21 protein-coding genes are annotated in these 25,644 nt (G+C 68.0%); 9 read left to right on the forward strand and 12 right to left on the reverse strand.

Translation table 11 applies throughout. The annotated features are described in order from the left end of the window. Positions 1-92: 92 nt before the first annotated feature. A complete protein-coding gene (locus tag LIG30_RS17520) occupies positions 93-2,960 on the reverse strand; it encodes a valine--tRNA ligase (RefSeq protein ID WP_038713922.1) in 2,868 nt (955 codons plus the stop codon). A gap of 241 nt (positions 2,961-3,201) precedes the next feature. On the opposite strand from LIG30_RS17520, the gene LIG30_RS17525 reads away from it, so the two are divergent. Beyond that, positions 3,202-5,565 carry a UvrD-helicase domain-containing protein gene (locus tag LIG30_RS17525; RefSeq protein WP_038713924.1) on the forward strand — a complete coding sequence of 788 codons (2,364 nt, stop codon included), beginning with the start codon at positions 3,202-3,204 and terminating at the stop codon, positions 5,563-5,565. A 14-nt stretch (positions 5,566-5,579) separates the two neighbouring features. Continuing rightward, positions 5,580-6,368, forward strand: a complete 789-nt coding sequence (locus LIG30_RS17530; protein WP_038713992.1) for a 5'-methylthioadenosine/adenosylhomocysteine nucleosidase — start codon at positions 5,580-5,582, stop codon at positions 6,366-6,368. Between the two features lie 58 nt (positions 6,369-6,426). Here LIG30_RS17530 and LIG30_RS17535 read toward each other — a convergent pair whose 3' ends face one another. Next, positions 6,427-7,683, reverse strand: a complete 1,257-nt coding sequence (locus tag LIG30_RS17535; protein WP_038713926.1) for an MFS transporter — start codon at positions 7,681-7,683, stop codon at positions 6,427-6,429. A 422-nt stretch (positions 7,684-8,105) separates the two neighbouring features. Here LIG30_RS17535 and LIG30_RS17540 point away from each other — a divergent pair, with 422 nt between their 5' ends. Next, positions 8,106-9,770, forward strand: coding sequence for a methyl-accepting chemotaxis protein (locus LIG30_RS17540; RefSeq protein ID WP_038713928.1), 1,665 nt, complete (start codon positions 8,106-8,108; stop codon positions 9,768-9,770). Positions 9,771-9,954: 184 nt separating this feature from the next. On the opposite strand, the gene LIG30_RS17545 is transcribed toward LIG30_RS17540, so the two are convergent. Genes LIG30_RS17545 through LIG30_RS17560 form a run of 4 tightly spaced genes read right to left on the reverse strand, consistent with a single transcriptional unit; the run spans position 9,955 to position 14,847 of the window. Beyond that, on the reverse strand, positions 9,955-10,830 hold the full coding sequence (locus tag LIG30_RS17545) for an efflux RND transporter periplasmic adaptor subunit (protein WP_038713930.1): 876 nt from the start codon (positions 10,828-10,830) through the stop codon (positions 9,955-9,957). Between the two features lie 13 nt (positions 10,831-10,843). After that, a complete protein-coding gene (locus LIG30_RS17550) occupies positions 10,844-11,047 on the reverse strand; it encodes a DUF1656 domain-containing protein (RefSeq protein WP_038713933.1) in 204 nt (67 codons plus the stop codon). Then, a complete protein-coding gene (locus LIG30_RS17555; RefSeq protein WP_038713934.1) occupies positions 11,044-13,248 on the reverse strand; it encodes an FUSC family protein in 2,205 nt (734 codons plus the stop codon). The genes LIG30_RS17550 and LIG30_RS17555 overlap by 4 nt, the downstream gene beginning before the upstream one ends. A 15-nt stretch (positions 13,249-13,263) precedes the next feature. Then, positions 13,264-14,847, reverse strand: a complete 1,584-nt coding sequence (locus tag LIG30_RS17560) for an efflux transporter outer membrane subunit (RefSeq protein WP_038713936.1) — start codon at positions 14,845-14,847, stop codon at positions 13,264-13,266. A gap of 157 nt (positions 14,848-15,004) precedes the next feature. Between LIG30_RS17560 and LIG30_RS17565 the strand changes: the two genes are divergently transcribed. Both LIG30_RS17565 and LIG30_RS27030 read left to right on the forward strand, forming a co-directional pair. After that, positions 15,005-15,946 (forward strand): LysR family transcriptional regulator, encoded by a 942-nt coding sequence (locus LIG30_RS17565; protein ID WP_038713938.1) that lies wholly within the window; start codon positions 15,005-15,007, stop codon positions 15,944-15,946. Positions 15,947-16,065: 119 nt separating this feature from the next. Beyond that, entirely contained in the window at positions 16,066-16,221 is a 156-nt protein-coding gene (locus LIG30_RS27030) for a hypothetical protein (protein WP_200929702.1), read from the forward strand. A gap of 37 nt (positions 16,222-16,258) precedes the next feature. Here LIG30_RS27030 and LIG30_RS17570 read toward each other — a convergent pair whose 3' ends face one another. The 4 genes from LIG30_RS17570 to wrbA are packed head-to-tail and all read right to left on the reverse strand — an operon-like array spanning position 16,259 to position 19,539. After that, positions 16,259-17,092 (reverse strand): metallophosphoesterase, encoded by an 834-nt coding sequence (locus LIG30_RS17570; RefSeq protein ID WP_038713941.1) that lies wholly within the window; start codon positions 17,090-17,092, stop codon positions 16,259-16,261. A gap of 25 nt (positions 17,093-17,117) precedes the next feature. Then, the gene (locus tag LIG30_RS17575) at positions 17,118-18,539 is read right to left on the reverse strand and encodes an FAD-binding oxidoreductase (RefSeq protein ID WP_038713942.1); all 1,422 of its coding nucleotides are present in this window, start codon (positions 18,537-18,539) and stop codon (positions 17,118-17,120) included. Between the two features lie 20 nt (positions 18,540-18,559). After that, positions 18,560-18,940 (reverse strand): DUF2069 domain-containing protein, encoded by a 381-nt coding sequence (locus LIG30_RS17580; protein WP_038713943.1) that lies wholly within the window; start codon positions 18,938-18,940, stop codon positions 18,560-18,562. After that, positions 18,937-19,539, reverse strand: coding sequence for an NAD(P)H:quinone oxidoreductase (wrbA, locus tag LIG30_RS17585; protein ID WP_038713944.1), 603 nt, complete (start codon positions 19,537-19,539; stop codon positions 18,937-18,939). Before wrbA ends, LIG30_RS17580 begins: the two co-directional genes overlap by 4 nt. A 95-nt stretch (positions 19,540-19,634) precedes the next feature. Between wrbA and LIG30_RS17590 the strand changes: the two genes are divergently transcribed. Then, positions 19,635-20,957 (forward strand): YihY family inner membrane protein, encoded by a 1,323-nt coding sequence (locus tag LIG30_RS17590; protein WP_038713946.1) that lies wholly within the window; start codon positions 19,635-19,637, stop codon positions 20,955-20,957. Between the two features lie 15 nt (positions 20,958-20,972). Here the strand turns inward: LIG30_RS17590 and LIG30_RS17595 are convergent, their stop codons facing one another. After that, entirely contained in the window at positions 20,973-21,290 is a 318-nt protein-coding gene (locus LIG30_RS17595; RefSeq protein ID WP_038713948.1) for an Mpo1-like protein, read from the reverse strand. A gap of 151 nt (positions 21,291-21,441) precedes the next feature. Here LIG30_RS17595 and LIG30_RS17600 point away from each other — a divergent pair, with 151 nt between their 5' ends. The 3 genes from LIG30_RS17600 (at position 21,442) to aroC (ending at position 25,180) form a co-directional block, all read left to right on the forward strand. Further along, on the forward strand, positions 21,442-21,909 hold the full coding sequence (locus tag LIG30_RS17600) for a CBS domain-containing protein (protein WP_038713949.1): 468 nt from the start codon (positions 21,442-21,444) through the stop codon (positions 21,907-21,909). 139 nt (positions 21,910-22,048) lie between these two features. After that, positions 22,049-23,983 carry an MFS transporter gene (locus tag LIG30_RS17605; protein ID WP_038713950.1) on the forward strand — a complete coding sequence of 645 codons (1,935 nt, stop codon included), beginning with the start codon at positions 22,049-22,051 and terminating at the stop codon, positions 23,981-23,983. Positions 23,984-24,079: 96 nt separating this feature from the next. After that, a complete protein-coding gene (gene aroC, locus LIG30_RS17610) occupies positions 24,080-25,180 on the forward strand; it encodes a chorismate synthase (RefSeq protein WP_038713952.1) in 1,101 nt (366 codons plus the stop codon). A 181-nt stretch (positions 25,181-25,361) separates the two neighbouring features. On the opposite strand, the gene LIG30_RS17615 is transcribed toward aroC, so the two are convergent. Then, a partial coding sequence (locus LIG30_RS17615; protein WP_038713953.1) for a 4Fe-4S dicluster domain-containing protein occupies positions 25,362-25,644 on the reverse strand: 283 nt, incomplete at its 5' end.

Below are 25,644 nucleotides of genomic sequence, written 5' to 3' on the forward strand. Positions count from 1 at the left end.
CCTTTGCTCCTCAAATCGACCCGTCCGGATTCGTCCGGACGGCTCTACTGTTTATCCGCGCATTATAGGCAACGTGGCCGGCCCGGGGGCCGTTATGCGGGCAGCCGCTCGAGTTGCGCGCTCAGTTTCGCGAGCGTGCTCTGGAACTCGGCGAGGCGCTTTTGCTCCTGTTCGACCACCGCGGGCGGCGCTTTCGCGACGAATGCCTCGTTGCCGAGCTTCGCGTTGCATTTCGTGATCTCGCCCGTCAGGCGCGCGATCTCCTTCGACAGGCGCTCACGCTCGGCCGCGACGTCGATCTCCACCTTCAGCACGAGCTTGTTCGGGCCGACGATCGCGATCGGCGCGCCGTGGGCCTCCTTGTCGAGCGCGGCTTCGTCCGCGAGGATCTGCACGTCGGACAGGCGGGCGAGGGCCTGCACGTAGGGTGCGAACGTACGCAGCCGGTCGGCGACGCCGGCCGCGAGCAGCGGCACCTTCGTCGCGGGCGACAGGTTCATCTCGCCGCGCAGGTTCCGGCATGCGTCGACGATCGCCTTCAGGTCGGCCGCCCATTGCTCGGACGCCTCATCGATCTTCTGCGCATCGGCGATCGGGTACGACTGCGTCATCAGCGACGCCTCGCCCTCGGCCTGGCCTTGCGGGTAGCGGCCCGCGAGCGGCGCGACCTTTTGCCACAGCGCTTCGGTGATGAACGGGATGATCGGGTGCGCGAGGCGCAGCACCGTCTCCAGCACGCGCAGCAGCGTGCGGCGCGTCGCGCGCTGCTGCTCCGGCGTGCCGTTCTGGATCTGCACCTTCGCGAGTTCCAGGTACCAGTCGCAGTATTCGTCCCAGACGAACTTGTAGAGGCTGCCCGCGATGTTGTCGAAGCGGTAGTCGGCGAAGCCCTTCGCGACGTCGCCCTCGACGCGCTGCAGCAGCGACACGATCCAGCGGTCGGCCGGCGAGAAATCGAGATAGCCGCCCGGGCCGCAGTCGCCCGCGCCGCAGGTTTCCGGCTTGTCGAGCCCGCAGTCGTGGCCTTCGCAGTTCATCAGCACGAAGCGGGTCGCGTTCCACAGCTTGTTGCAGAAGTTGCGGTAGCCCTCGCAGCGCGCGAGGTCGAAGTTCACGTTGCGGCCGAGCGTTGCCATCGACGCCATCGTGAAGCGCAGCGCGTCGGTGCCGAACGCCGCGATGCCGTCCGGGAACTCCTTGCGCGTCTTCTTCTCGATGGTCGCCGCCTGCTTCGGGTTCATCAGGCCGGTCGTGCGCTTCGCGACGAGCGTGTCGAGGTCGATGCCGTCGACGATGTCGATCGGGTCGAGCGTGTTGCCCTTGCTCTTCGACATCTTCTGGCCTTCGGCGTCGCGCACGAGGCCGTGCACGTAGACCGTGTGGAACGGCACCTTGCCGGTGAAGTGGGTCGTCATCATCACCATCCGGGCGACCCAGAAGAAGATGATGTCGAAGCCGGTGACGAGCACCGACGACGGCAGGAAGTGCGACAGCTCCGGCGTTTCGTTCGGCCAGCCGAGCGACGAGAACGGCACGAGCGCCGACGAGAACCACGTGTCGAGCACGTCCTCGTCACGCTTCAGCGCGCCTGCATAGCCCTTCTCGGCAGCCTGCGCGCGCGCCTCTTCCTCGTTGCGGGCGACGAACACCTCGCCGTTCTCGCCGTACCACGCGGGAATCTGGTGGCCCCACCAGAGCTGGCGCGAGATGCACCAGTCCTGGATGTTCTCGAGCCACTGGTAGTAGGTCGTCGTCCAGTTCTCCGGAACGAACTTGATCTGGCCGTTGCGAACCACGTCGAGCGACACGTCGGTGATCGACTTGCCCGGATGGAACGTGCCTTCCGGCGCCGGCTTCGTCATCGCGACGAACCACTGGTCGGTCAGCATCGGCTCGATCACGACGCCGGTGCGGTCGCCGCGCGGCACCATCAGCTTGTGCGGCTTCACCGAGTCGAGCAGGCCGAGCGCGTCGAGATCGGCGACGACCGCCTTGCGCGCGTCGAAGCGGTCGAGGCCGCGGTACTGTTCCGGCGCGTTGTCGTTGATCTTCGCGTCGAGCGTCAGGATCTCGATCGGCGCGAGCTTGTGGCGCAGGCCGACCTGGTAGTCGTTGAAGTCGTGCGCGGGTGTGACCTTCACGACGCCGGTGCCGAATTCGCGGTCGACGTAGTCGTCGGCGATCACCGGAATCTCACGGTCGGTGAGCGGCAGCTTCACGTGCTGGCCGATCAGGTGCGCGTAGCGCTCGTCTTCCGGATGCACCATTACCGCGACGTCGCCAAGCATCGTCTCGGGGCGGGTCGTCGCGACCGTCAGCGTGCCGCTGCCATTTGCGAGCGGATAGCGGATGTGCCACAGGTGGCCGTTTTCCTCTTCGCTCGCCACTTCGAGATCGGACACCGCGGTCAGCAGCACCGGATCCCAGTTGACGAGGCGCTTGCCGCGGTAGATCAGGCCCTGTTCGTACAGCGTCACGAACACGTCGCGCACGGCGGCCGACATCTTGTCGTCCATCGTGAAGTACTCGCTCGACCAGTCGGTCGATGCGCCGAGGCGACGCACCTGGCGCGTGATCGTCGAGCCGGACTGCTCCTTCCATTCCCACACGCGCTCGACGAATTTCTCGCGGCCGAGATCGTGGCGCGACACGCCCTGCGCGTCGAGCTGGCGCTCGACGACGATCTGGGTGGCGATGCCGGCGTGGTCGGTGCCCGGCACCCACAGCGTGTTGTCGCCGAGCATCCGGTGATAGCGCGCGAGGCCGTCCATGATCGTCTGGTTGAACGCATGGCCCATGTGCAGCGTGCCCGTGACGTTCGGCGGCGGCAGCTGGATCGCGAAATCGGGACGGTTCGGATCGATCGCCGGGGCGGCGTAGCCGCGTTTTTCCCACTCCGGCCCCCATTGGGATTCGATGGTGTGGGGCTCGAAACTCTTCGCAAGCGTGCTGTCGCTCATGGTTGGAAATCTGCCGAAAGATGCGTGAATTGGATGCTGAATCCGTCGATTATAAATGGATGCGCATCCGCCAGTCACCGCCGGACGGCGCCGGCGCGCCGCGCGGCGGCCATTGCGGCGCGCCCGTCGGCCCGCCGCGCGGATCCGGACGACGCGCGCCCGGCGCGGCGGATGCGGGCAGGCGGCGCGGCGGACTTATAATGGCGGGTCCGTTTTTCTCTCGCACGTCCGTTGCCACTCCATGCCCGATCTGCTCGCGAATCTCAACCCTGAACAATACGCCGCCGTCACGCTGCCGAACGAACTGGCGCTGATCCTCGCGGGGGCGGGCAGCGGCAAGACGCGGGTGCTGATCACTCGCATCGCGTGGCTGATCCAGCACGGCTACGCGTCGCCCGCCACCGTGCTGGCCGTGACCTTCACGAACAAGGCCGCGCGCGAGATGATGGCGCGCCTGTCGGCGATGATGCCGATCGACACGCGCGGCATGTGGATCGGCACGTTCCACGGCCTCTGCAACCGGATGCTGCGCGCGCACTATCGCGACGCGGGCCTGCCGCAGACCTTCCAGATCCTCGACACCGCCGACCAGCTGTCGGCGATCAAGCGGCTGATGAAGGCGGCCAACGTCGACGACGAGAAGTATCCGCCGAAGAACGTCCAGTACTTCATCAACAACGCGAAGGAGCAGGGGCTGCGGCCCGACAAGGTCGACGCGACCGACAGCTTCAACCGCAAGTTCGTCGAGCTGTATCAGGCGTACGAGCAGCAGTGCCAGCGCGAGGGCGTCGTCGATTTCCCCGAGCTGCTGCTGCGCTGCTACGAGCTGCTCGCGCACAATCCGCCGCTGCGCGCGCACTACCAGGCGCGCTTCCGGCACATCCTCGTCGACGAGTTCCAGGACACCAACAAGCTGCAGTACGCGTGGCTCAAGCTGCTGGCGGGCAGCCAGAACGCGATCTTCGCGGTCGGCGACGACGATCAGTCGATCTACGCATTCCGCGGCGCGAACGTCGGCAACATGCGCGACTTCGAGAACGAGTTCCGGGTCCGCAACCTGATCAAGCTCGAGCAGAACTACCGGTCGCACGGCAACATCCTCGACGCGGCGAACCACCTGATCTCGAACAACGCGCACCGTCTCGGCAAGAACCTGCGCACCGACGCGGGCCACGGCGAGCCCGTGCGTGTGTACGAAGCGGCGACCGACTCGCAGGAGGCCGGCTGGATCGTCGAGGAGATCCGCTCGCTGATCAGTGCCGGAATGGTGCGCAGCGAGATCGCGATCCTGTATCGCAGCAATGCGCAGTCGCGCGCGATCGAGCACACGCTGATGACCGCAGGCATTCCGTACCGCGTGTACGGTGGCCTGCGCTTCTTCGAGCGCCAGGAAATCAAGCACGCGCTCGCGTATCTGCGGCTGATCGACAACCCGAACGACGACACCGCGTTCGCGCGCGTCGTGAATTTCCCGACACGCGGCATCGGCGCGCGCTCGATCGAGCAGCTGGCCGATGCCGCGCGCCTGTACAACTGCGCGATGGCCGCGGCGATTCCGTACGTGACCGGCAAGGCCGGCTCGAGCCTCGGCGCGTTCGCGAACCTGGTCGCGAAGATGCGTGCCGACACGCAGCAGATGAGCCTGCCGGAAACGGTCGAGTACGTGGTGCGCGCGAGCGGCCTCGCGGAGTTCTACCAGGGCGAACGCGAAGGCCAGGACCGCCTCGAGAACCTGCAGGAACTCGTCAACGCGGCGACCGCGTTCGTCAGCGAGGAAGGCTACGGCCTCGACACGCCGGCTCGTTCGATCCCGCTGCGTGCCGGCGCGATCGCCGCGCCGGAAATCGCCGCGTCGCAGCGCGATCCGGCCGACGCGGTGCTCGATCCGGCGGCGCTCGGCGATCCGGCGCAGAACCCGGACACGATGACGCCGCTCGCGGGCTTCCTGTCGCACGCGTCGCTGGAAGCGGGCGACAACCAGGCGCAGGCCGGGCAGGACGCGGTACAGCTGATGACGGTGCATGCGGCGAAGGGCCTCGAATTCGCCGCGGTGTTCATCACCGGGCTCGAGGAAGGCCTGTTCCCGCACGAGAACAGCGCGGTCGAGGCGGCCGGCCTCGAGGAAGAGCGGCGGCTGATGTACGTCGCGATCACGCGCGCGAAGGAGCGGCTGTACCTGTCGTTCGCGCAGAGCCGCATGCTGCACGGGCAAACCCGCTACAACGTGCGCTCGCGCTTCTTCGACGAACTGCCGCAGCACGTGCTGAAGTGGCTTACGCCGAAGGTCGAGGCGGGCGCACGCTGGGGCGGCCGGTCGGACAACGCCGGCTGGGGGCGCGACTGGTTCGCGCGGCAGGGCGGCGGCGGGCGCGAGCAGGTCGTCGACGCCGCCGTGTCGGCGCCGCTGCCGGCGTTCGCGAACCAGCAGCGCGCGGCGGAGAGCGGCTTCCGGGTCGGCCAGCAGGTATTCCATACGAAATTCGGCGAAGGCACGGTTACCGCGCTCGAAGGCAGCGGCGCCGATGCGAAGGCCCAGGTGAAATTCAAGCGACACGGCGAGAAGTGGCTCGCGCTCGCGGTCGCGAAATTGCAGACGGTTGAATGAACGCAGAAACGGAAATGAACGCAGAACTGACTTTATCCGCCAGGCCGCTCGGCATCCTCGCCGCGCTTCCCGAGGAACTGGGCGACCTGATCGCCGCGATGCACGACGAGGGCCCGGTCGAGACGGTTACGCTCGGGCGCCGTGACTATCACGTCGGCACCGTGCACGGTGCGGCTTGCGTGGTCACGCTCGCGCGCGTCGGCAAGGTCGCGGCCGCGGCGACGGTCAGCGCGCTGATCCACGTGTTCGATGTCGCGGGCATCGTGTTTACCGGCGTCGCGGGCGGTGTCGCGCGCGCGGTGCGGGTCGGCGACGTGGTCGTCGCGGACACGCTGCTGCAGCACGACCTCGATGCGTCGCCGCTGTTTCCGCGCTACGAGGTGCCGCTGCTCGGCGTCACCCGTTTCGACGCCGACGGCGAGCTGACCGCCCGCCTGAAGGCCGCGTGCGCGCAGTTCATCGAGGACGAAGGCGAGGCGCTCGCCGCGCGCTTCCGGATTGCCGGTGCGCAACTGCGCAACGGGCTGGTGATCAGCGGCGATCGCTTCGTGTCGAGCGAGCGCGAGGTCGTCGCGCTGCGCGACGCGCTGCCCGACGCGCTGGCCGTCGAGATGGAAGGGGCCGCGATCGCGCAGGTCTGCGTCGAGCACGGCGTGCCGTTCGCGCTCGTGCGCACCATCTCCGATACCGCCGACGATCACGCGACCCATTCGTTCACGCATTTCCTCCAGCAGATCGCGAGCACGTATTCGTCGGGCATCCTCAAGCGTTTCCTGACCCTGCACGCAACGACGGCGGCCTGAGCGCCGCCGTCGCCATCCATCCGGCGGGGCGCGCGTTTGCGCGCCCCGCCGTGTCACATCACGCGTTCGCGCGCTTCCCGCTTTCGAGATCCGGCAGGAACACCGTCAGCACGCCGATCAGCGGCAGGAACGAGCACACCTTGTAGACGAACGCGATGCTGGTCGCGTCGGCGAGCTGGCCGAGCACTGCCGCGCCGATGCCGCCCAGGCCGAACGCGAAGCCAAAGAACAGCCCCGCGACCGTGCCGACCTTGCCGGGCATCAGCTCCGTCGCGTAGACGAGGATCGCGGCGAACGCCGACGCGAGCACGGCGCCGATGATCACGGTCAGCACGCTCGTCCAGAACAGGTTCGCGTACGGCAGCATCAGCGTGAACGGCGCGACGCCGAGAATCGAGCCCCAGATCACGTACTTGCGGCCGATGCGGTCGCCGACCGGCCCGCCGATCACCGTGCCGGCCGCGACCGCGGCGAGGAAGATGAACAGGTGGATCTGCGCGTCCTGTACGGACAGGTGGAACTTGTCGATCAGATAGAACGTGTAATAGCTGTTGATGCTCGCGAGATAGAAGTATTTCGAGAAGATGAGCAGTACCAGCACGCCGATCGCGAACATCACGCGGCCGCGCGACAGCGTCGCATGCGGCGCGTGCGCGGCCTTCTTCCTGGCCGACGGATGCCGCTTGTACCAGTGGCCGATCTGCGTGAGCACGACGATCGCGACGAGGGCGGCCGCCGAGAACCACGCGATGCTCGACTGGCCGCGGGGAATCACGACGAGCGCGGCGAGCAGCGGCCCGAGCGCCGAGCCGGCGTTGCCGCCGACCTGGAACAGCGACTGCGCGAGCCCGTGACGGCCGCCCGAGGCCATGCGCGCCACCCGCGACGATTCCGGATGGAACACCGACGAGCCGCAGCCGACCAGCGCCGCGGCCACCAGCAGCAGCGGGAAATTCGGCGCGACCGACATCAGCAGCAGCCCCGACAGCGTGAAGCCCATGCCGACCGGCAGCGAATACGGCTTCGGCCGCTTGTCGGTGTAGTAGCCGATCAGCGGCTGGAGCAGCGACGCGGTGATCTGGTAGGTCAGCGTGATGAGGCCGATCTGCGCGAACGACAGCGCGAAGTTGTCCTTGAGCATCGGATAGATCGCGAGGATCAGCGACTGGATCATGTCGTTCAACATGTGCGAGAAGCTGATCGCGCCGAGCACCGGATAGACGGTGCGCGCGGCCGCTGCGGCAGGTGTGGCGGAGGGTTGCGCCGGCGGCGGCGTGGCGGTGCCGGCGGCGCGCGTGTCGACCGAAGTTTCCATAAAGAGAACTGAGCGAGTTGAGGGAAAGGCACGCGCTCTGTGCGGATCGGCGCGCTTGACATCGTTGATGCGTCAACAAAGTCTAATGTGGCGCATCACAAATGTCCGGCCAAGTTTTGTTGCGAATCGGACATTCATCCAGTCGCGCCGCGGGCTTTTTGCCGTCGATTTTTGAGCACGAATTTTGGCCGGGTATAACGCTCGCGGCGCCCGCCGCGATGCGCGGCCGGGCGACCGATGCGAGTTTTACCGAACTCAAGGAAAGCCGATGGCAGCCGTAGTCACGACGAAATAACCAGACAGCGCGTCGACCCGGGCGCCGGCCGCGTGCCGTCCCCGATCCGAACGTGCGCATGCGGCAGCCGAGGCGGTGACGCCGGAACCGACCTTTCCGGCAGCGGTACCAGAACGGGGAAATATCGATGAAAGCAGCATCACTTCGCCCGCAGCCGGGCGCGGCTGCCGCCGCACGGAACGGCAGCCAGACGCGGAACGCACGACCGGCCCGGCGCGTGCGCCAGCCGCGAACAGTCAAGACCACGTTGCGCGCCGCGTTCGCGCTGCTGCTGGCCGGCACGCTGGCGATCGGCATCTTTTCGCTGGCGCAGATCAGCCGCCTGAACGGATCGATCGCGTCGGTCTACGAACAAGGCCATGTCGCGAGCCTCGCGGCCGAGGAGGTGCGCGCCGAGGTGCTGCGCGCGAGCCGCGCGCAGAAGATGCTGCTGACCGCGACCACCGCGAAGGAGCGCGACGATCTCGGCGCGGAGGTCGATGCAGGGCTCGCGTCGATCGCGAGCGCGCTCGGCACGCTCAACGGGCATGCCGATCGCGCCGACGCGGCCGACACCGCGCGCCTGCGCGCGTTCGCGTCCGCGGTCGATACGTGGAGCGGGCACCTGCGCGATTTCGTCACGCTGGTGCGCGCGCAGCCGCTCGACCTGTCGCAGATGAACTGGCAGGTCGGCACCCAGGACGTGTCGCTGCTCGTCGAGACGGGCAAGCTGGAGAAGCTGGCGGCCGAACTGGTGAAGACGCGCGGCGCGAAGTCGAAGGCGACGCTCGATGCGTCCGCGACGATCTTCGCGTCGTCGTCCGCGATGATGGCGGCGATGACCGGCGGGCTGATCGTGCTGGCGTTCGTCGCGTCCGAGTGGGTCGTGCGCCGTCTCGCCGCGCAGCTCGGCGGCGAGCCCGGCTACGCGAAGACGATCGCGGCGGGCATCGCGCAGGGCGACCTGACGCAGTCGATCTCGCTCGGCAAGCGCGACCAGGGCAGCATGGTCCGCGCGCTCGGCGAGATGCAGGCCGGACTGGCCACGACGCTGCGCGAGATTTCCGCGAGCGCCGAGGCGATCGCCGCCGCGTCCGGCGAAATCTCGACCGGCAACCTCGACCTGTCGCAGCGCACCGAGCAGCAGGCCGCCGCGCTCGAGAAGACCGCGGCCAGCATGGAGCAGCTGACGTCGACGGTGCGCCAGAACGCCGAGAACGCGCGGCAGGCGAGCACGCTTGCGGAGAACGCGTCGGCGGTCGCCGAGGCGGGCGGGAACGTCGTCGGGCGGGTCGTCGCGACGATGGGCGAGATCGACGAGAGCGCAAAGAGCATCCGCGACATCATCGGCGTGATCGAAGGCATCGCGTTCCAGACCAACATCCTCGCGCTGAACGCGGCGGTCGAGGCGGCGCGGGCCGGCGAGGACGGGCGAGGCTTCTCGGTGGTGGCGGGCGAGGTGCGCACGCTCGCGCAGCGCTCGGCGACCGCGGCGAAGGAAATCAAGGCGCTGATCGGCGCGTCGGTCGAGCGGGTCGCGAACGGCGCCGCGCTCGCGCAGGACGCCGGCCGCACGATGGACGACGTGGTGCGCGCGGTGAAGCGCGTGACCGACATCATGGGCGAAATCTCGGCCGCATCGGGCGAGCAGAGCGCCGGCATCGACGAGATCGGCCGAGCGGTCACGCAGATGGACGCCGGCACTCAGCAGAATGCCGCGCTCGTCGAGCAGGCGGCCGCCGCGGCGCACGCGCTCGACGATCAGGCGCAGTCGCTCAAGACGCTGGTCGCACGCTTCCGGCTCGCCGCCTGACGCGTACGGCACACTAGCCGGCGTCGTTCCGCGAAGGTATGGGGAATTGCCGCGAATCGGGCGGCTGACCGGCGGCGCGAATGCCACCGGTGCCGCCGCGCCGGTGGCAGGCGCGGCGTGACGCAGGTTGCGGCCCGGCAGGGCCGCGCGGCCGGGGGCGGGGCGCCGCCGGCCGCGTCGGGGCTTAATGCTTGTGCGGCTTCTCGGGCTGGATGATGACCGTGCAGGTCGTGCCCGCCGACAGCAGTACGCCTTCCGGCACCTCGTCGATCTTGATCCGCACCGGCACGCGCTGGGCGAGACGCACCCAGTTGAAGGTCGGGTTGACGTCGGCGATGAGGTCGCGGCTTTGCGGGTTGTCGCGGTCGTAGATGCCGCGCGAGATGCTTTCGACGTGGCCCTTCATCACGCCGCCGCTCATCAGGCGCATCTCGGCCTGCGAGCCGACCTTCACGCGCGGCAGCTTGGTTTCCTCGAAGTAGCCGTAGACCCAGAACGAATGGCTGTCGACGATCGCGAGCTTGGCCTGGCCGGAGATCGCATAGTCGCCCTTGAACACCTGCAGGTTCGTGATGTAGCCGTCGACCGGCGCGACGACCCGCGTGCGCTCCAGATTGAGCTTCGCGGCGTCGAGCGCGGCGACCGCCTGCTGGTACTGCGCCTCGGCGCCCGATGCGCTGTGCGCCGCGTTCTCGCGGTTTTCCTTCGACACGACGAGCGCGTCGAGATCCGCGCGGCGGGCCGCGTCGTCGCGGCGCATCTGCAGTTCCGCACGGCGGGCGGCGACGGCGGCCTGCGCCTGCTCGACCGCGATCTGGAAGTGCGACGGGTCGATCTGCATGATCAGGTCGCCCTTCTTCACGAACTGGTTGTCGCGCACCGGCAGTTCGACGACCGCACCGGACACGTCGGGCGCGACGTTGATGACTTCCGCGCGGACGCGGCCGTCGCGGGTCCACGGGTCGTCCATGTAGTGCACCCATAACGAGCGCCCGATCAGAATCGCGACAATGAAGATGATGGCGGTCGCGATGAAGCCGAAGAGTTTTCGCAAGATCATGGTTCGAGGTTTATCAACGGTAAACGGCAAGACTCAGTCCGCCGCAGATGCAGACGAGGAGGCTGGCCCGGAACAGCGACGGGTGCCAGACGATACGATACAGCCCGGTGTACGCGAGCAGCCGGTCGACTGCCCACGTCGCCAGCGCACCGATGGCGAACAGCAGCACCACGGTGGGCATGTAGGCATCGAGAATGGCGAGTTCACGCGGCATCATGACGAAATTCCTTGTTGGAGGGGCGCCTGGCGGCTGCGGTTGAGCGGCTCGAGCGGCGATTCCGGGTCGATCAGCGCCGTGCGCACGAAGTGCAGGTGACTCAGGATGCGTTGCATCCGGTGACGTTCGTCGCGATTCGGCACGCATTCGGCGAGCGCCTGCTGGGCGGCGGCGATCGCGCCGGTCGTCGCATCGAGCGCGGCGTCGAAGCGCTGCTGGCCCGGTTTTTCGAACAGTGCGGAGATATTTTGCCGCATTGTCTCGAGCGCGCGGCGCCACGGCGTCGTTTCCGCGAAACGCGGATCGTCCGGCAGCGTCGCGAGCTCGTTGCGCAGGTCGATCACCGCATTGCCGGTTTCGAGCACGGCGAACATCCAGCGCAGCGCATCGCGCTGCACGCCGGGCTGGTCGGCCGAGATCGTGTGCGCCTGGTACATCAGGTCGCGCGCGCCGCTCTCGAAGCGCGTGCGCAGCCCGTCGAGGCGCGCGTGGCACGCGGCGACCGCCTGGCGGCGCAGGTCGCCGAACAGGCGCAGCTTGAGCCACGGCGCGGACGGCGGGAACAGCACCGCGAACGCGATCGCCGACACCAGCATCGACATCACGAGCGCGAGCGCGTCGTTCATGAAGTTGGACGGATCGTAGTGGATCACGTTCTCCGGCCCGGCGAGCGTGCAGAAGAAGATGCAGTAGCCGACGCCGCAGCCGGCGATCTTCGGCTTCATCGACATGAACAGGCCGAGCGCGAGGAACGGCGTGAGGCCGACGCACAGCATCGGGAAGCCGTCGATGCGCGGATACACGCCGAACATCACGATCAGCCCCATCAGCGACGCGAGCAGCGTGCCGGCCGCCATCTGGGACGCCATCTCGGTCGGGCGCGGCGACGACGACGCGAGCGCGCACGTGGCGGCGGCAATGTACACCATCGTGGCGCCGTTCGGCCAGGCGCTGTGAATCCAGAACCAGCTCAGCACGAGCATCACGGACCCCGTGCGGATGCCGGCGATCAGCGCGGCGGTGAGGTTGGTGCGCGGCTCGTAGCGCTCGATCCAGCGTTCCCGTTCGTGCGATGCGACGGCGAGCGACGCATAGGTCGCCACGTACGCATGCAGGTCGGTGATGAAGCGGTACAGCAGTTCCGAGGCCGTGTCGAAGTCGAGCAGCGGGAAATCCGGCTGTGCCTCGTGCTGCATCCGCGTCGCGCGGACGCGGCGCGGCAGCGCGTCGCGGAACGCGAGCAGCTGCTCGGCCGCGTGCACCGCGTCGGTGGACGAGCGCACGGGCTCGCCGCAGTAGGTGAGCAGCGGCGCGATCTCGCGGAAATACGGCTCGAGCGCGTCGATCGCCGCCGTCGCGCCGGCCGCGCGCAGACGGTTCATCAGCTGGTGCAGCGCGTGAAAGCGGCTCGACGCGCTCATGAACTCGCTGTTCAGGCGCGACAGGCGGCCGCTGCGCATCCGTGCCTCCGGGTCCTCGAACACGGCCATGCTGCGGGCGGCTTCGAACCCGACCACGTCGGCGACGAAGCGGGTATGCATCTGTTCGATGCGGGCGCGGTCGAGCTGGCCGGACAGTGCGGCCGCGACATAGTCGACGAACGTGCCGAAGCGCTGGCGGACCGTCGCGCGCATCCGCTGGGCGGTGTACTGCGGGAACACGAGCGCGCTGACGATGCCGGACGACACGATCCCGACCGTGATCTCGGCGACCCGGGTCAGCGCGGTCATGAACGCGCTGTCCGGGTGCTGCGACGCGGGCAGGCCGATCAGCGCGGCAGTATAGCCGGCGAGCAGGAAGCCGTAGCTGCGGAAGTTGCGGTTGCGCGCGGCGCCGGCCGTGCACAGCGCGACCCACAGCGCGACCGACAGCAGGAACAGCAGCGGCTGCTGCGGAAACAGCCCGACGAATGCGAGCGTCGCCACGAGGCCGACGAAGGTGCCCATGAGCCGGTAGAAGCTCTTGGCGAACACTGCGCCGCTTTGCGGCTGCATCACGATGAACACCGTCGTCATCGCCGTTTTCGGCAGCGGCAGGTCGAGCCGCATCGCGATGCCGAGCGCGAGGAACGCCGCGAGCAGTGCCTTCACGAGGTACAGCCACGCGACGCCGTCGGTGCGCGCCCAGTCGCCGACGGCGGTGAGCCAGGCGGGCGGCTGGAAGGCGGGGGTGGCCGTGGAGGCGGAAGAAGAGGCAGGCATGACGGATGCTCCGCGTTACTTCGCTGCGGCAGCCGATGCTGCGGCAGCCGGCGCTGCGGCAGCCGGTGCCGACGGCGCCCGTGCCACGCCAGCCGATGCCGCGGCCGCCTTGCCGGCCTTGCCTGCCTTCTCGCCGTTGGCGGGCGGCGGCACGTCGTCGCCCGTCTCGACGCCGCCGCCGAGCGCGGCCATCAGCGACGCATGCACTTCGAGGCGTTCCGCGTCGATCCGCGTCGCCGTTTCCTGCGCGCGCAGCAGCTGTGTCTGCGCGACCAGCACGTTGACGTAATCGGTCAGGCCACGGCGGAAGCCCTCACGCGACAGCTGGTAGGTACGCTGGTTGATCGCGACAGAACGCGCGGCGTCTTCCTTCTGCGTGTCGAGCGAACGGGTCCGCACGACCTGGTCGGCGATGTCCTTGAGCGCGCTGACGATCGTCTGGTTGTAGTGCTCGACGGCCTGGTCGTAGCCGGCCGCGGCTGCGCCGAGCTGCGCACGCAGGCGGCCGCCCGTGAAGATCGGCAGCGAGATCGCCGGGCCGGCGGTCCAGCCGCCGTTCATCGCGCGCAGGAAGTCGACGAACGGCGCAGTCACGCCGAGGCCGCCGACCGTCGCGAGCAGGTCGATGTTCGGATAGAAGTCCGCCTTCGCGACGTCGATGCCGCGCGCCTGCGCGTCGACGAGCCAGCGCGCCGCGACGACGTCCGGACGGCGGCCCAGCAGTTCGGCCGGAATCTTCGACGGCAGGCCGGCCGGCGCATCGAGGGCGAGCTTCGGCCGGGTCAGCGAGGCGCCCGCGCCCGGCCCCTTGCCGGCGAGCGCGGCAAGCTGGTGACGGGCGAGCTCGATCGCTTCCTCGTAGGTGTCGATCTGGCGTTCGTAGTCGGGCAGGGACGATTCCGCCTGGCTGACCTCGAGCTGCGTGCCGAGGCCCGCCTGCAGGCGCTTGTGCGCGAGATCCGCAAGCGCGCGCTGCCGCTCGAAGGTGTCATGTGCGATGTCGAGCAGCGCATGGTTCTTCGACAGCTCGATATACGCGCGCACGACATTGACTTCGAGTTCGAGCCGCGCCGCGCGCGCGTCCGCCGCGGTCGCATGGGCGACGTCGAGCGCACGCTTGGTCGAGTTCTTGTCCTTGCCCCACAGGTCGAGGTGGTACGAGAGGCCGAGCGACGCGGTATTGTTCCAGGTGTCGGTGTTGGCGAGCGGCCCGGGGCCGTAGAACACGTTGTCCGGCCAGTGCTGGCGCATCAGCGACATGTTGCCGCCGATCTGCGGCATCTCGGCGGAACGGGCGATGCGCTCCATCGCCTGCGCTTCGCGCACGCGCGCCTGCGCGGCCGACAGCGTCGGGTTGCCGGCCTGGGCGGCCGCGATCCACGCGTCGAGCTGCGGGTCGCGATAGGCTCGCCACCAGTCCGCCGCGGGCCAGCCCGCGTCGCGATCGGCCGCGTGGATGGCCTCGCCGACGTCGAGCGTGCTCGGATCGATCTGCTTTGACTGCGGCGCATTGTCGCCCATGCTCGCGCATCCGGCTATTGTTAATGAGAATGCAAGAACCGCGAGTGCAAATGTCCCTCTTATTGCCGGAGACTGCACGATTTTCTCCCTTTCGGATAAAGATGAGTCGGATGCGATTATATTTTTCAGCAATTGCTGAATAAACCGGAAACGGTGCAACGCATTTTTACGTCTGCTGAGATAATATTTGTATTGATTTGTGCAACAATCTTCCCGGATTCAATAGGGAAATAGCATGGATACGTTACAAAACATGCGTGTGTTCGTCCGCGTGGTCGACGCGGGGAGCTTTACGGCAGCCGCACAGCAGTTGAACTCGACGACGGCTTATGCTTCGCGGGCCGTGTCGGATCTCGAGGCTCACCTGCGCACGCGCCTGTTGAATCGGACGACGCGCCGGATCGCGTTGACCGAGGCGGGGGAGCGCTACCTGCAGCGCTGCGAGCAGATCCTCGCGTACGTCGACCAGGCCGAGGCCGAGGCGAGCGACGCGCATGCCCGCCCGTCGGGCAAGCTGAAGGTGCATTGTTTCACGAGTCTGGGTCAGCAGTATGCGGTGCCCGCCGTGTCGCGCTACCGCGAGCGCTATCCGGACGTGCATATCGACCTGACCCTCGCGCAGCGGATGCCGGACTTGCTCGACGAAGGTTACGACGTCGCGATCGTCGTCGGCCGCGAGCTGCCGGATTCGGGGCTCGTGTCGCAGCGGCTCGGGGCGAGCTTCAGCGTCGCTTGCGCGTCGCCGGCCTACGTCGAGAAGTATGGCGTGCCGACGCGGCCGCAGGATCTTTCGCATCACGTCTGCCTCGGGATGGTCGCGCCGGGTTTCCACTGGGACGAGTGGACGCTGTCCGGCCCCGGCGGCGAGGAGACGGTCGCGCTGCCCGCACAGCCGTTCCGCGTCAATGTGGCCGAGGCGCTTGCGGTCGCCGTCCGCGAAGGGATGGGGGTCGGGGTGCTGCCGCTGTACACGGCGATCGGCGGCCTGCGCAACGGCGATTTCGTGCGCGTGATGCCGGAGTATCGTTCGCATCTGATGAATATCTACGCGGTGTATCCGTCCCGCCAGTACCTGGACGCCAAGATCCGCACCTGGGTCGACTTCCTGCGCGAAGAGCTGCCGGCGACGCTCGAGGCCGATGAAGCGGCGCTGCAGCAGTATACGCGAGCGACCTGAGCGCCCGTCTTTTTTACCCAATTTCACGAGATTTGTCGGCGGAGCAACACTTTTTTACCTTCGTCCTGCCGGCAGTTTGATATCGTGTGTTCCAGAGTGATTGCTTACCTGGAGATAGGATGAATACGCACCTGCTGATTGGCCTCGGCGTCCTGTTTGGCGTGATCGGCGCCGCCGCGTCGCGCGAGTTGCTGCGCACGATGAAGGCGCGGATGCAGCCGGTTCCGGTGCGGGTGCGTTCCGCGTCGGTCGCGGCGCAGCGCGCGCGCCGCTGAGCGCTGCGCCAGCCGCTGTCATGAGCGTGAGCCGGCTCTAGTCGAGCGTCACGACCTTGTCCCACGAGAACGCGAGGTTCTCCCGTTCGCCGGTGCGCCGGTGGATGTAGCCGCGCGGGTTGCAGACGACGCGCGTGCCGTCCCCGGTGCGGTAATCGAATGAAGTATGCGTGTGGCCGTGCACCCACAGGGCGACGGGCGCACGCACCAGTCCCGCCAGATCGTTGATGAAACCGGCCGACACCGGGTCGTGCGCGTAGCGCTCGGCCAGCGACTGCCTGTGCGGCGCGTGATGCGTGACGACGATCGTCTTGCCGGCGAACGGCGTCGCCAGCTGCGACTCGAGCCACGCGCGTGCGTGGCGGTGCAGCGCGAGCGAATCGGCCGGCGTGAAGTCCCGCTCGGCGCGTTCGGCCGGCGTTTCGTGCAGCGCCGCGTCGTGCGGCCACGTCACCTGGATCAATCCCCTGAAATCGAGCATCGCGCGCGACGACGCGTCGATCGCGTTCGCGATGCTCGCGTCGTCCGCGCCGAACAGCGCGAAATCCGTCCACAGCGTCGTGCCGAGCACGCGAAAGCGCTGCGCGGGATCGACGTATACGTCGTTGTTCAGGTAATGGACGTTGTCGAGCGTGCGCGCCGCGTCGCGCATGGCGGACTCGAGCGCGCCGAATTCGCCGTCGTAGTATTCGTGGTTGCCGGGCACGTAGATCACCGGCACGTCCGGATCGAACGTCTCGGCGGCCCAGCGCAGGCCTTCCGCATGATTGTGGATGTCGCCCGCCAGCACGACGAGATCCGCCGCCGCGTGCGGAATCGCGTCGGGCAGGTTGCCTTCGAGATGCAGGTCGGACAGTACGCGGACTTTCACGGATATCGCTCCTTCGCCGATAGCGTCAGCGTAGCACTTTGCCGGGGTTCATCAGGTTGTGCGGATCGAGCGCGGTCTTCAGCGCGCGCATCAGCCCGATCTCGACGGCCGTCTTGTAGCGCTGCGCGTCGTCGATCTTCAGTTGGCCGATGCCGTGCTCGGCGCTGATCGTGCCCCGATGGCGCTGCACGTTGTCGTAGACGATGCGGTTGATCGGTGTCTGATGCGCGGCGAGAAATGCCTTCGGATCGCCGCCGTCGGGCGTCTGCACGTTGTAGTGGAGGTTGCCGTCGCCGAGGTGGCCGAACGTGACCATCCGCGCGCCCGGCGCCGCCTGCTGGACCGCCGCGTCGGTCTCGTCGATGAAGCGGGCGATCGACGAGATCGGCACCGCGATGTCGTGCTTGATGTTCAGCCCTTCGTCGGCCTGCGCGAGCGGGATGTGCTCGCGCAGGTCCCAGAACGCGCGCGACTGTGCGAGGTTCTCCGCGACCACCGCATCGACGACGATGCCTGCTTCGAACGCCTCTTCCATCATCTTCTCGAACAGCGCGCGCGCGTGCGTCTCGCTTTCGTTGTCCGACAGTTCCAGCAGCACGGTTTGCGGGTGCGTGTGCGCGAACGGGTAGCGCAGTTGCGGATAGTGCTTCGCGACGAGCTGCATGCAGAAATCCGACATCAGCTCGAAGCCGGTCAGCAGTGGCCCGGCCGCGCGTTGCGCGAGCGCGAGGAAATCGAGCGCCGCGTGCGGCGATTCGAGTGCCGCGAGCGCGGTCACCTGCGCGGCGGGGCGCGGGTGCAGCTTCATCACGGCTGCGGTGATGATGCCGAGCGTGCCTTCGGCGCCGATGAACAGGTCACGCAGGTCGTAGCCGGTGTTGTCCTTGCGCAGCCCGCGCAGCCCGTCCCAGATCTCGCCTTGCGCCGTCACGACTTCAAGCCCGAGGCACAGCTCGCGCGCGTTGCCGTAGCGCAGCACCGCCGTGCCGCCCGCGTTCGTCGCGAGGTTGCCGCCGATCGTGCAGCTGCCTTCGGCCGCCAGGCTCAGCGCAAACAGCCGGTCGGCTTCCTGCGCGCGGGCCTGCACGTCGGCGAGGATCACGCCGGCCTCGACGGTGATCGTGTTGTTGTGGGGATCGAGCGCGCGCACGCGGTTGAGCCGTGCGAGGCTCAGCACCGCCTGCGTGCCGCTCGCATCGGGCGTCGCGCCGCCGGCGAGGCCCGTGTTGCCGCCTTGCGGCACGAGCGCGACGCCGTGCACGCCCGCGAGCTTCACGAGCGCCGCGACTTCTCCGGTATTCGCCGGCTTCAGCACCGCGCAGGCCGTGCCCTTGTAGCGTCGGCGCCAGTCGGTCAGGAACGGCTCGGTGTCGTGCGGGTCGGTCAGCACGTAGGCGTCGCCGATGGCCTGCCGGCATGCGGAAACGAATGCTTCGAAAGAGTTCATGACGTTCGGTCGCAAAAGGGTCAGGGCGCGCCGCGCCGGCGTCTGGCCGCACGCTTGAACGGCGCCACATACGCGAGCGCGGCCGCGAAAAAGCCGATGGCGAGCGCGGTCTCGCACCAGCCGAGCGTCGCGGACAGGCCGCGATCGGTCATGCCGCGCACGACGCCTTCGGCAACATACAGCAGCACCAGCATGCTGGCCCACTGCATCGTATGGATATTGCGCCGCCATACGCCGGGCAGCGCGATCGCGAGCGGCACCGCCTTGAGCATCAGCGCGGAGCCGCCGGGGCGCAGCGGCGCGAGCCGCAGTTCCCAGGCCAGCGCAAGCGCGACGAGGGCCGCGAGGCATGCGGCGGCCACATACGCGTAGCGCGGCCGGGCGGCGGCGGGGCGGGTCATGCGGCAGCGAGGGCGGCGGCGGTGCGCGCGAGACGCACGCCGAGCGCGGCGGCGAGCGCCTTCTCGTCGGCGGACAGGCCCTCGTGCGCGGCGCGCTCGTGGCGCGCGACATGGGATGCGCCATAGGGCGTGCCGCCCGTCTGCGTGGTGGTCAGCGCGGATTCGGTGTATGGAATGCCGACGATCAGCATGCCGTGATGAAGCAGCGGCAGCATCATCGACAGCAGCGTCGATTCCTGCCCGCCGTGCAGGCTGCCGGTCGACGTGAACACGCACGCGGGCTTGCCGGTGAGCGCGCCCGACAGCCATTGCGGTGTGGTGCCGTCGAGGAAATACTTGAGTGACGCGGCCATGTTGCCGAAGCGGGTCGGCGAACCGAGCGCGAGCCCCGCGCATTCCTCCAGGTCGCGCAACTCGGCGTACGGCGGGCCGTCGGCGGGGATGTCGGGCGCCGTCGCTTCGCATACTGCCGACACGGGCGGCACGGTGCGGATGCGCGCCTGCATGCCCGGCACGCTGTCGATGCCGTTCGCGATCGCGAGCGCGAGGTCGCGCGTCGCGCCGTGACGGCTGTAATAAAGCACGAGGATGTCTTTCATAGGACTCTGGATTGAGCGGCTATTATAGGGGCTGAAGCCGGCGCGCTGCGTGCCGGTGCGCGCCGCAGGCGCGCGGCATCGAGAAGGAGAAGTCATTGCGGAAGTTGAGCGTCGATCTGGATACCATCAAGCGCCTCGCGCGTTTTGCCGCCAAGCGCAGCGCCGAGGACCGCATTCCGCAAGTGGCGGGCAGCCTCACGTTCACGACGATGCTGGCGCTCGTGCCGCTCGTGACGGTCGCGTTCGCGCTCTTCACCGCGTTCCCGATGTTCGCGTCGTTCCAGGTCTCGCTGCAGGGGTTTCTCGCCGATCACCTGATGCCGGCGCAGTTCAACATCCAGATCTTCAAGTACCTGAACCAGTTCGCATCGAAGGCCAAGGGGCTGACGACGGCAGGCCTGATAGTGCTCGTCGTCACGTCCGTGATGACGATGATGACGATCGAATCGGCGTTCAACCTGATCTGGCGCGTACGCAAGCCCCGGCCGTTCGCGCAGCGGGTGCTCGCCTACTGGGCGCTGATCACGCTCGGGCCGCTGCTGTTCGGCGTGAGCCTGTCGATTTCGTCTTACCTGTTCACGGAGTCGCTCGCGATAACCGGCGCGTCGTCGACGCCGTCCGTCGTCGAATGGCTGCTGACGTTCGCGTCGCTGCCGCTGACGGTGCTGGCGTTCACGCTGCTGTATGTCTATCTGCCGAACTGCACGGTCGCGTGGCGCGACGCGCTGATCGGCGGCGTGTCCGCGGCGCTCGCGTTCGAGCTGGCCAAGCGCGGCTTCGGCTACTACGTGCGGCGGATTCCGACCTATACCGCCGTATACGGCGCGTTCGCCGCGCTGCCGGTGTTCCTGCTGTGGATGTACATGAGCTGGTTCATCGCGCTGCTCGGCGCGATGCTGACCTCGGCGCTGCCGGCGATCCGCATCGGCCAGTTCCACCGTGTCCACTATCCGGGCAGCGATCTGCTCGATGCGCTGGAACTGCTCGCGCGCCTGGCCGAGGCGCGCGCGGCAGGCAAGCCCGGCTATTCGGCGGCGCGGCTCGCCACGATGCTTCGCTGCGACATGGAGGGCGCGCAGCGCCTGCTGTCGGTGATGGAGGAGCGCGATTGGGTCGCGCGGCTGCAGAACGGCAACGAGGTGCAGCGCTACGTGCTGCTCGCCAATCCCGAGCACCTGACGATCGCGCGCCTGTTCGACGTGCTGGTGATCGACCGCGCCGAGATGACCTACCAGCTGCAGCGGCGCCGCACGCACATCGACGGCGCGGCACTGCTCGCCGCGCTGACGAGCGAGCGCTTCGACGCGTCGCTCGCGTCGCTGATCGTCGCGCACCGGCGCGCGGGCACGCCTCCGCCGGCGCCCGCGGCGTCGGGCGGCACGACCGATCCGCACGCGCGGCCGCCTCGCGCCGCGTGATGCCGCGGGCGGGCGTCAGAGCGGGATTTTCCCGGTGCAGATATCCTTGAACATGACCCAGTCGCCCATCAGGCTGTAGATCGGGTGGCGGAACGTGGCCGGACGGTTCTTCTCGAAGAAGAAGTGCCCGACCCACGCGAACGCGTAGCCGCACACGACGGCGGCCGGCAGCCAGAGCCAGTCGTCCGTCGCAAGTGCCATCGCGACGCAGCCGATCACGCCGAGCGAGCCGATGAAGTGCAGCCGTCGTGACGTCGGGTGCTGGTGTTCGTTCAGGTAGTACGGGTAGAAATCCGCGAAGCTGGCGAAATGCTCCGAATGCGAATGCGCCATGATCGTCTCCTCGGGCGCGCGGGTGATGCGGACATTGTGCGGCGCGCGGGGAGCGCGGGCAAGCGCGCCGCGTTCCCGCCCCGCTTTCCTTTTGGCAGGCTTTCCGATAGGATCGAAAGCCGGTTTTGCATATATGCATGAGGGGACTACGATGCGCGTCAGCGACATTCTGAAAGTGAAGGGCAACACCCTGTATACGGTGACGCCCGATAAGCCGCTGCGCGAAGCGGTCGATACGATGGCCGAGCACGACATCGGCTCGCTGGTGGTGATGGAGTACGGCGATCTCGTCGGGATGCTGACGTTCCGCGAAATCATCATGCGGCTGCGCGAGAACGGCGGCAGCATCGGCGACGTGCAGGTACGCAAGGTGATGGACGAGCCGCTCACGTGCACGCCGGAAACGGACGTCAACGAAGTGCGCCGGATGATGCTCGAGCGCCACGCGCGCTACATGCCGGTGCTCGACCAGCGGATGCTGATGGGCGTGATCTCGTTCTACGACGTCGCGAAGACGGTCGTCGAGGCGCAGAGCTTCGAGAACCGGATGCTGAAGGCGTACATCCGCGACTGGCCGGACGCCGAATCCGAATCCGAAGAGAAGCCGCTCGCCGGCTGAGCGCGGCGCGCCCGCCCGCATCCGGCGCGGGCGCATTCGTCCAGTGCGCGGCGCAGGTTTCGTTCGTGAATCCGGCACTGCCTTTCTTCCGTCAACCTGACCCGCGCAGCGTCGCCGAGACGGCGCGCGCGCATTGCGCATGAGCGATCACACGTCAGCCACGTCCGCGCGTCACGATGAGCGGCGCGCACACGCCTCCCAGTTCGACCTGCTGCGCGAACGCCGTTTCGCGCCGTTCTTCACGACCCAGTTCCTCGGCGCGCTGAACGACAACGTCTTCAAGATCGGTTTCACGTCGCTCGTCACCTATCAGGCCGCGCGCTTTTCCGGCGTCGACGCGAAGACCGCCGCGTTCCTGATTTCCGCAATCTTCATCCTGCCGTTCGTGCTGTTTTCGGCGACGTCCGGGCAGATCGCCGACAAGTACGACAAGGCGCGGCTCACGCGCTTCGTGAAGAGCTTCGAGATCGTGCTGATGCTGGTCGGCGCGGCGGGCTTCGTCACGCACGGCGCGCCGCTCCTGTACCTGTGCACGTTCATGATGGGCATGCACTCGACGCTGTTCGGCCCGGTCAAGTATTCGTACCTGCCGCAGCACCTGAACGAACACGAGCTGGTCGGCGGCAACGGGCTCGTCGAGATGGGCACGTTCGTCGCGATCCTGGTCGGCACGATCGTCGGCGGGGCCGCCGCGGGGCTGGCCGGCCGCGGCGAGCTGGTGCTCGCGGCGAGTTGCGTGACGATCGCGCTCGCCGGGCGCATCGCGGCGCAGCGCGTGCCGTCCACGCCCGCGCCGCAGGCGGATCTCGCGATCAACTGGAATCCGTTCAGCGAGACGTGGCGCAATCTCGCGCTCGCGCGCCAGAACCGCACCGTGTTCCTGAGCCTGCTCGGCATTTCGTGGCTCTGGTTCGTCGGCGCGACGTTCCTCACGTCGTTCTTCAATTTCGCGAAGGACGTGCTGTCGGCGAGCCCCGACGTCGTCACGATCCTGCTCGCGACGTTCTCGGTCGGCATCGGCATCGGTTCGCTGCTGTGCGAGCGGCTGTCGCGGCGGCGCGTCGAGATCGGCCTCGTGCCGCTCGGCTCGATCGGCATCAGCGCGTTCGCGATCGAGCTGTATGCCGCGAGCCACGCGCTGCAGCCCGCGGGCCATCTGCTGTCGGTCGGCGAATTCCTGTCCGGCGCGCGCCACTGGCGCATCCTGGCCGACCTGTTCCTGCTCGCGATGTTCGGCGGGTTCTACAGCGTGCCGCTCTATGCGCTGATCCAGAGCCGCAGCGTGCCGACGCACCGCGCGCGGATCATCGCCGCGAACAACATCCTCAACGCGCTCTTCATGATCGTCTCCGCGCTGATGGCGATGGGCCTGACCAGGGCCGGCGTCGGCATTCCGGGGATCTTCCTCGTCACCGGGCTCCTCAACATCGCCGTCGCGCTGTACATCTACCTGCTCGTGCCGGAATTCCTGCTGCGCTTCGTCGCGTGGGTGCTGGTGCACACGTTCTACCGGGTCCGGCTCGTGCATGCGGAGCGGATTCCGGAACAGGGCGGCGCGCTGCTCGTGTGCAATCACGTCAGCTATGTCGACGCGCTGGTGCTGGCCGCCGCGAGCCCGCGGCCGATCCGATTCGTGATGGATCACCGGATCTTCTCGACGCGGTTCGCGAGCTGGGTGTTCCGGCACGCGAAGGCGATCCCGATCGCGCCGCGGCACGAGAACCCCGAATTGCTCGCGCGCGCGTACGAGGCGTGCGAGGCGGCGCTCGGCGACGGCGAGCTGGTGTGCATCTTCCCGGAAGGCAAGCTGACCAAGACCGGCGACATCAATCCGTTTCACCACGGCGTGACGGAAATTCTCGGCCGCACGCAGGCGCCGGTGATTCCGATGGCGCTGCGCGGCCTGTGGGGCAGCGTGTTCTCGCGGCATGCCGACGCGCGCTGGCCGCGCCCGGTGAAACGGGGTGTGATGAGCCGCCTGACGCTCGCGGTCGGCGAGCCGATACCGGTGACGGTCGCGACGCCGGAGCGGCTGCAGGCCGCCGTGGCCGAACTGCGCGGCGCGCGCAAATGACGCCGGACCGGCCGCGGGCCGCATCGCGCGGCCCGCGGCCGGCGGGACGGCTGGCATAATAGCGATTTTCCCGACTTCTCTTTGGGCGGTTCCACCATGTCCGGCAATACCCTCGGCACGCTTTTCACTGTCACGACTTTCGGCGAGTCGCATGGCCCCGCGATCGGCTGCGTGATCGACGGGTGCCCGCCCGGGATGGCGCTCGCCGAAGCCGACATCCAGATCGAGCTGGACCGTCGCAAGCCCGGCACGTCGCGGCACGTCACGCAACGGCAGGAGGCCGATCAGGTCGAGATCCTGTCCGGGGTGTTCGACGGGCTGACGACCGGCGCGCCGATTGCGCTGCTGATCCGCAATACCGACCAGCGCAGCAAGGATTACGGCAATATCGTCGAGACGTTCCGGCCGGGCCATGCCGATTACACGTATTGGCAGAAATACGGCATCCGCGACTACCGCGGCGGCGGCCGCTCGTCCGCGCGCCTGACCGCGCCGATCGTCGGCGCGGGCGCGGTCGCGAAGAAGTGGCTGCGCGAGCGCTTCGGCGTCGAGGTGCGCGGCTACATGAGCGCGCTCGGCGAGATCGACGTGCCGTTCGTCGACTGGTCGGAGGTTCACGAGAACCCGTTCTTCGCCCCGAACGCCGAGATCGTCCCGCAGCTCGAAGCGTACATGGATGCGCTGCGCAAGGATGGCGATTCGATCGGCGCGCGCATCGACGTGGTAGCGTCGGGCGTGCCGGTCGGGTGGGGCGAGCCGGTGTTCGACCGGCTGGATGCGGACATCGCGCACGCGATGATGAGCATCAACGCAGTGAAGGGCGTCGAGATCGGCGCAGGCTTCCGCAGCGTCGCGCAACGCGGCTCGGTGCACGGTGACGAACTGACGCCGGAAGGCTTCGTCGGCAACCACGCCGGCGGCGTGCTCGGCGGCATTTCCACCGGGCAGGACATCACGGTGTCGATCGCGATCAAGCCGACGTCGAGCATTCGCACGCCGCGCCGCTCGATCAACAAGGACGGCGAGCCGGCGACGGTCGAGACCTTCGGCCGTCACGATCCGTGTGTCGGTATCCGTGCCACGCCTATCGCCGAGTCGATGCTGGCGCTGGTGCTGGTCGACCACGCGCTGCGCCATCGCGCGCAATGCGGCGACGTCGAAACCCGGACGCCGAAGATCGCCGCGAGCGCGACCTGAGCCGGGCATGCGGCCGGGTGCGGCCGCATGCGTCGGATGCGCGCGGCGCGCCAGTCGCGTGGCCGGCCGTCGCGTCGAACCCATGAAAACGGGGCGCTGCATCGAGCAGCGCCCCGTTTCGTTTTCCGCGTCGCCGGGCGGCGACGCGTCGGCGCCGCATCGTGCGGCGCCGTGCATTGCGTCACATGTTCGGATAGTTCGGCCCGCCGCCGCCTTCCGGCGTGACCCACACGATGTTCTGCGTCGGGTCCTTGATGTCGCAGGTCTTGCAGTGCACGCAGTTCTGCGCGTTGATCACCAGCCGGTCGCTGCCGTCGTCGTTCTTGACGAACTCGTACACCGCCGCCGGACAGAACCGGCTCTCCGGGCCCGCGTAGGTGCGCAGGTTCACGTCCACCGGCACGCTCGCATCCTTCAGCGTCAGGTGCGCCGGCTGGTTCTCTTCGTGGTTCGTGTTCGAGATG

The sequence above is a fragment of the Burkholderia sp. lig30 genome (assembly GCF_000687455.2).
Lineage (GTDB): Bacteria > Pseudomonadota > Gammaproteobacteria > Burkholderiales > Burkholderiaceae > Burkholderia.

Excerpts from the sequence above, each read along its gene's own strand:
- LIG30_RS17600 (WP_038713949.1), top strand. The coding sequence starts at position 21,442 with ATGCGCGTCAGCGACATTCTGAAAGTGAAGGGCAACACCCTGTATACG.
- aroC (WP_038713952.1), top strand. The coding sequence starts at position 24,080 with ATGTCCGGCAATACCCTCGGCACGCTTTTCACTGTCACGACTTTCGGC.
- LIG30_RS17565 (WP_038713938.1), top strand. The coding sequence starts at position 15,005 with ATGGATACGTTACAAAACATGCGTGTGTTCGTCCGCGTGGTCGACGCG.
- LIG30_RS17540 (WP_038713928.1), top strand. The coding sequence starts at position 8,106 with ATGAAAGCAGCATCACTTCGCCCGCAGCCGGGCGCGGCTGCCGCCGCA.
- LIG30_RS17555 (WP_038713934.1), bottom strand. The coding sequence starts at position 13,248 with ATGCCTGCCTCTTCTTCCGCCTCCACGGCCACCCCCGCCTTCCAGCCG.
- LIG30_RS17575 (WP_038713942.1), bottom strand. The coding sequence starts at position 18,539 with ATGAACTCTTTCGAAGCATTCGTTTCCGCATGCCGGCAGGCCATCGGC.
- LIG30_RS17545 (WP_038713930.1), bottom strand. The coding sequence starts at position 10,830 with ATGATCTTGCGAAAACTCTTCGGCTTCATCGCGACCGCCATCATCTTC.
- LIG30_RS17605 (WP_038713950.1), top strand. The coding sequence starts at position 22,049 with ATGAGCGATCACACGTCAGCCACGTCCGCGCGTCACGATGAGCGGCGC.
- LIG30_RS17530 (WP_038713992.1), top strand. The coding sequence starts at position 5,580 with ATGAACGCAGAACTGACTTTATCCGCCAGGCCGCTCGGCATCCTCGCC.
- LIG30_RS27030 (WP_200929702.1), top strand. The coding sequence starts at position 16,066 with ATGAATACGCACCTGCTGATTGGCCTCGGCGTCCTGTTTGGCGTGATC.
- LIG30_RS17535 (WP_038713926.1), bottom strand. The coding sequence starts at position 7,683 with ATGGAAACTTCGGTCGACACGCGCGCCGCCGGCACCGCCACGCCGCCG.
- LIG30_RS17595 (WP_038713948.1), bottom strand. The coding sequence starts at position 21,290 with ATGGCGCATTCGCATTCGGAGCATTTCGCCAGCTTCGCGGATTTCTAC.
- LIG30_RS17550 (WP_038713933.1), bottom strand. The coding sequence starts at position 11,047 with ATGATGCCGCGTGAACTCGCCATTCTCGATGCCTACATGCCCACCGTG.
- LIG30_RS17520 (WP_038713922.1), bottom strand. The coding sequence starts at position 2,960 with ATGAGCGACAGCACGCTTGCGAAGAGTTTCGAGCCCCACACCATCGAA.
- LIG30_RS17580 (WP_038713943.1), bottom strand. The coding sequence starts at position 18,940 with ATGACCCGCCCCGCCGCCGCCCGGCCGCGCTACGCGTATGTGGCCGCC.
- LIG30_RS17525 (WP_038713924.1), top strand. The coding sequence starts at position 3,202 with ATGCCCGATCTGCTCGCGAATCTCAACCCTGAACAATACGCCGCCGTC.
- wrbA (WP_038713944.1), bottom strand. The coding sequence starts at position 19,539 with ATGAAAGACATCCTCGTGCTTTATTACAGCCGTCACGGCGCGACGCGC.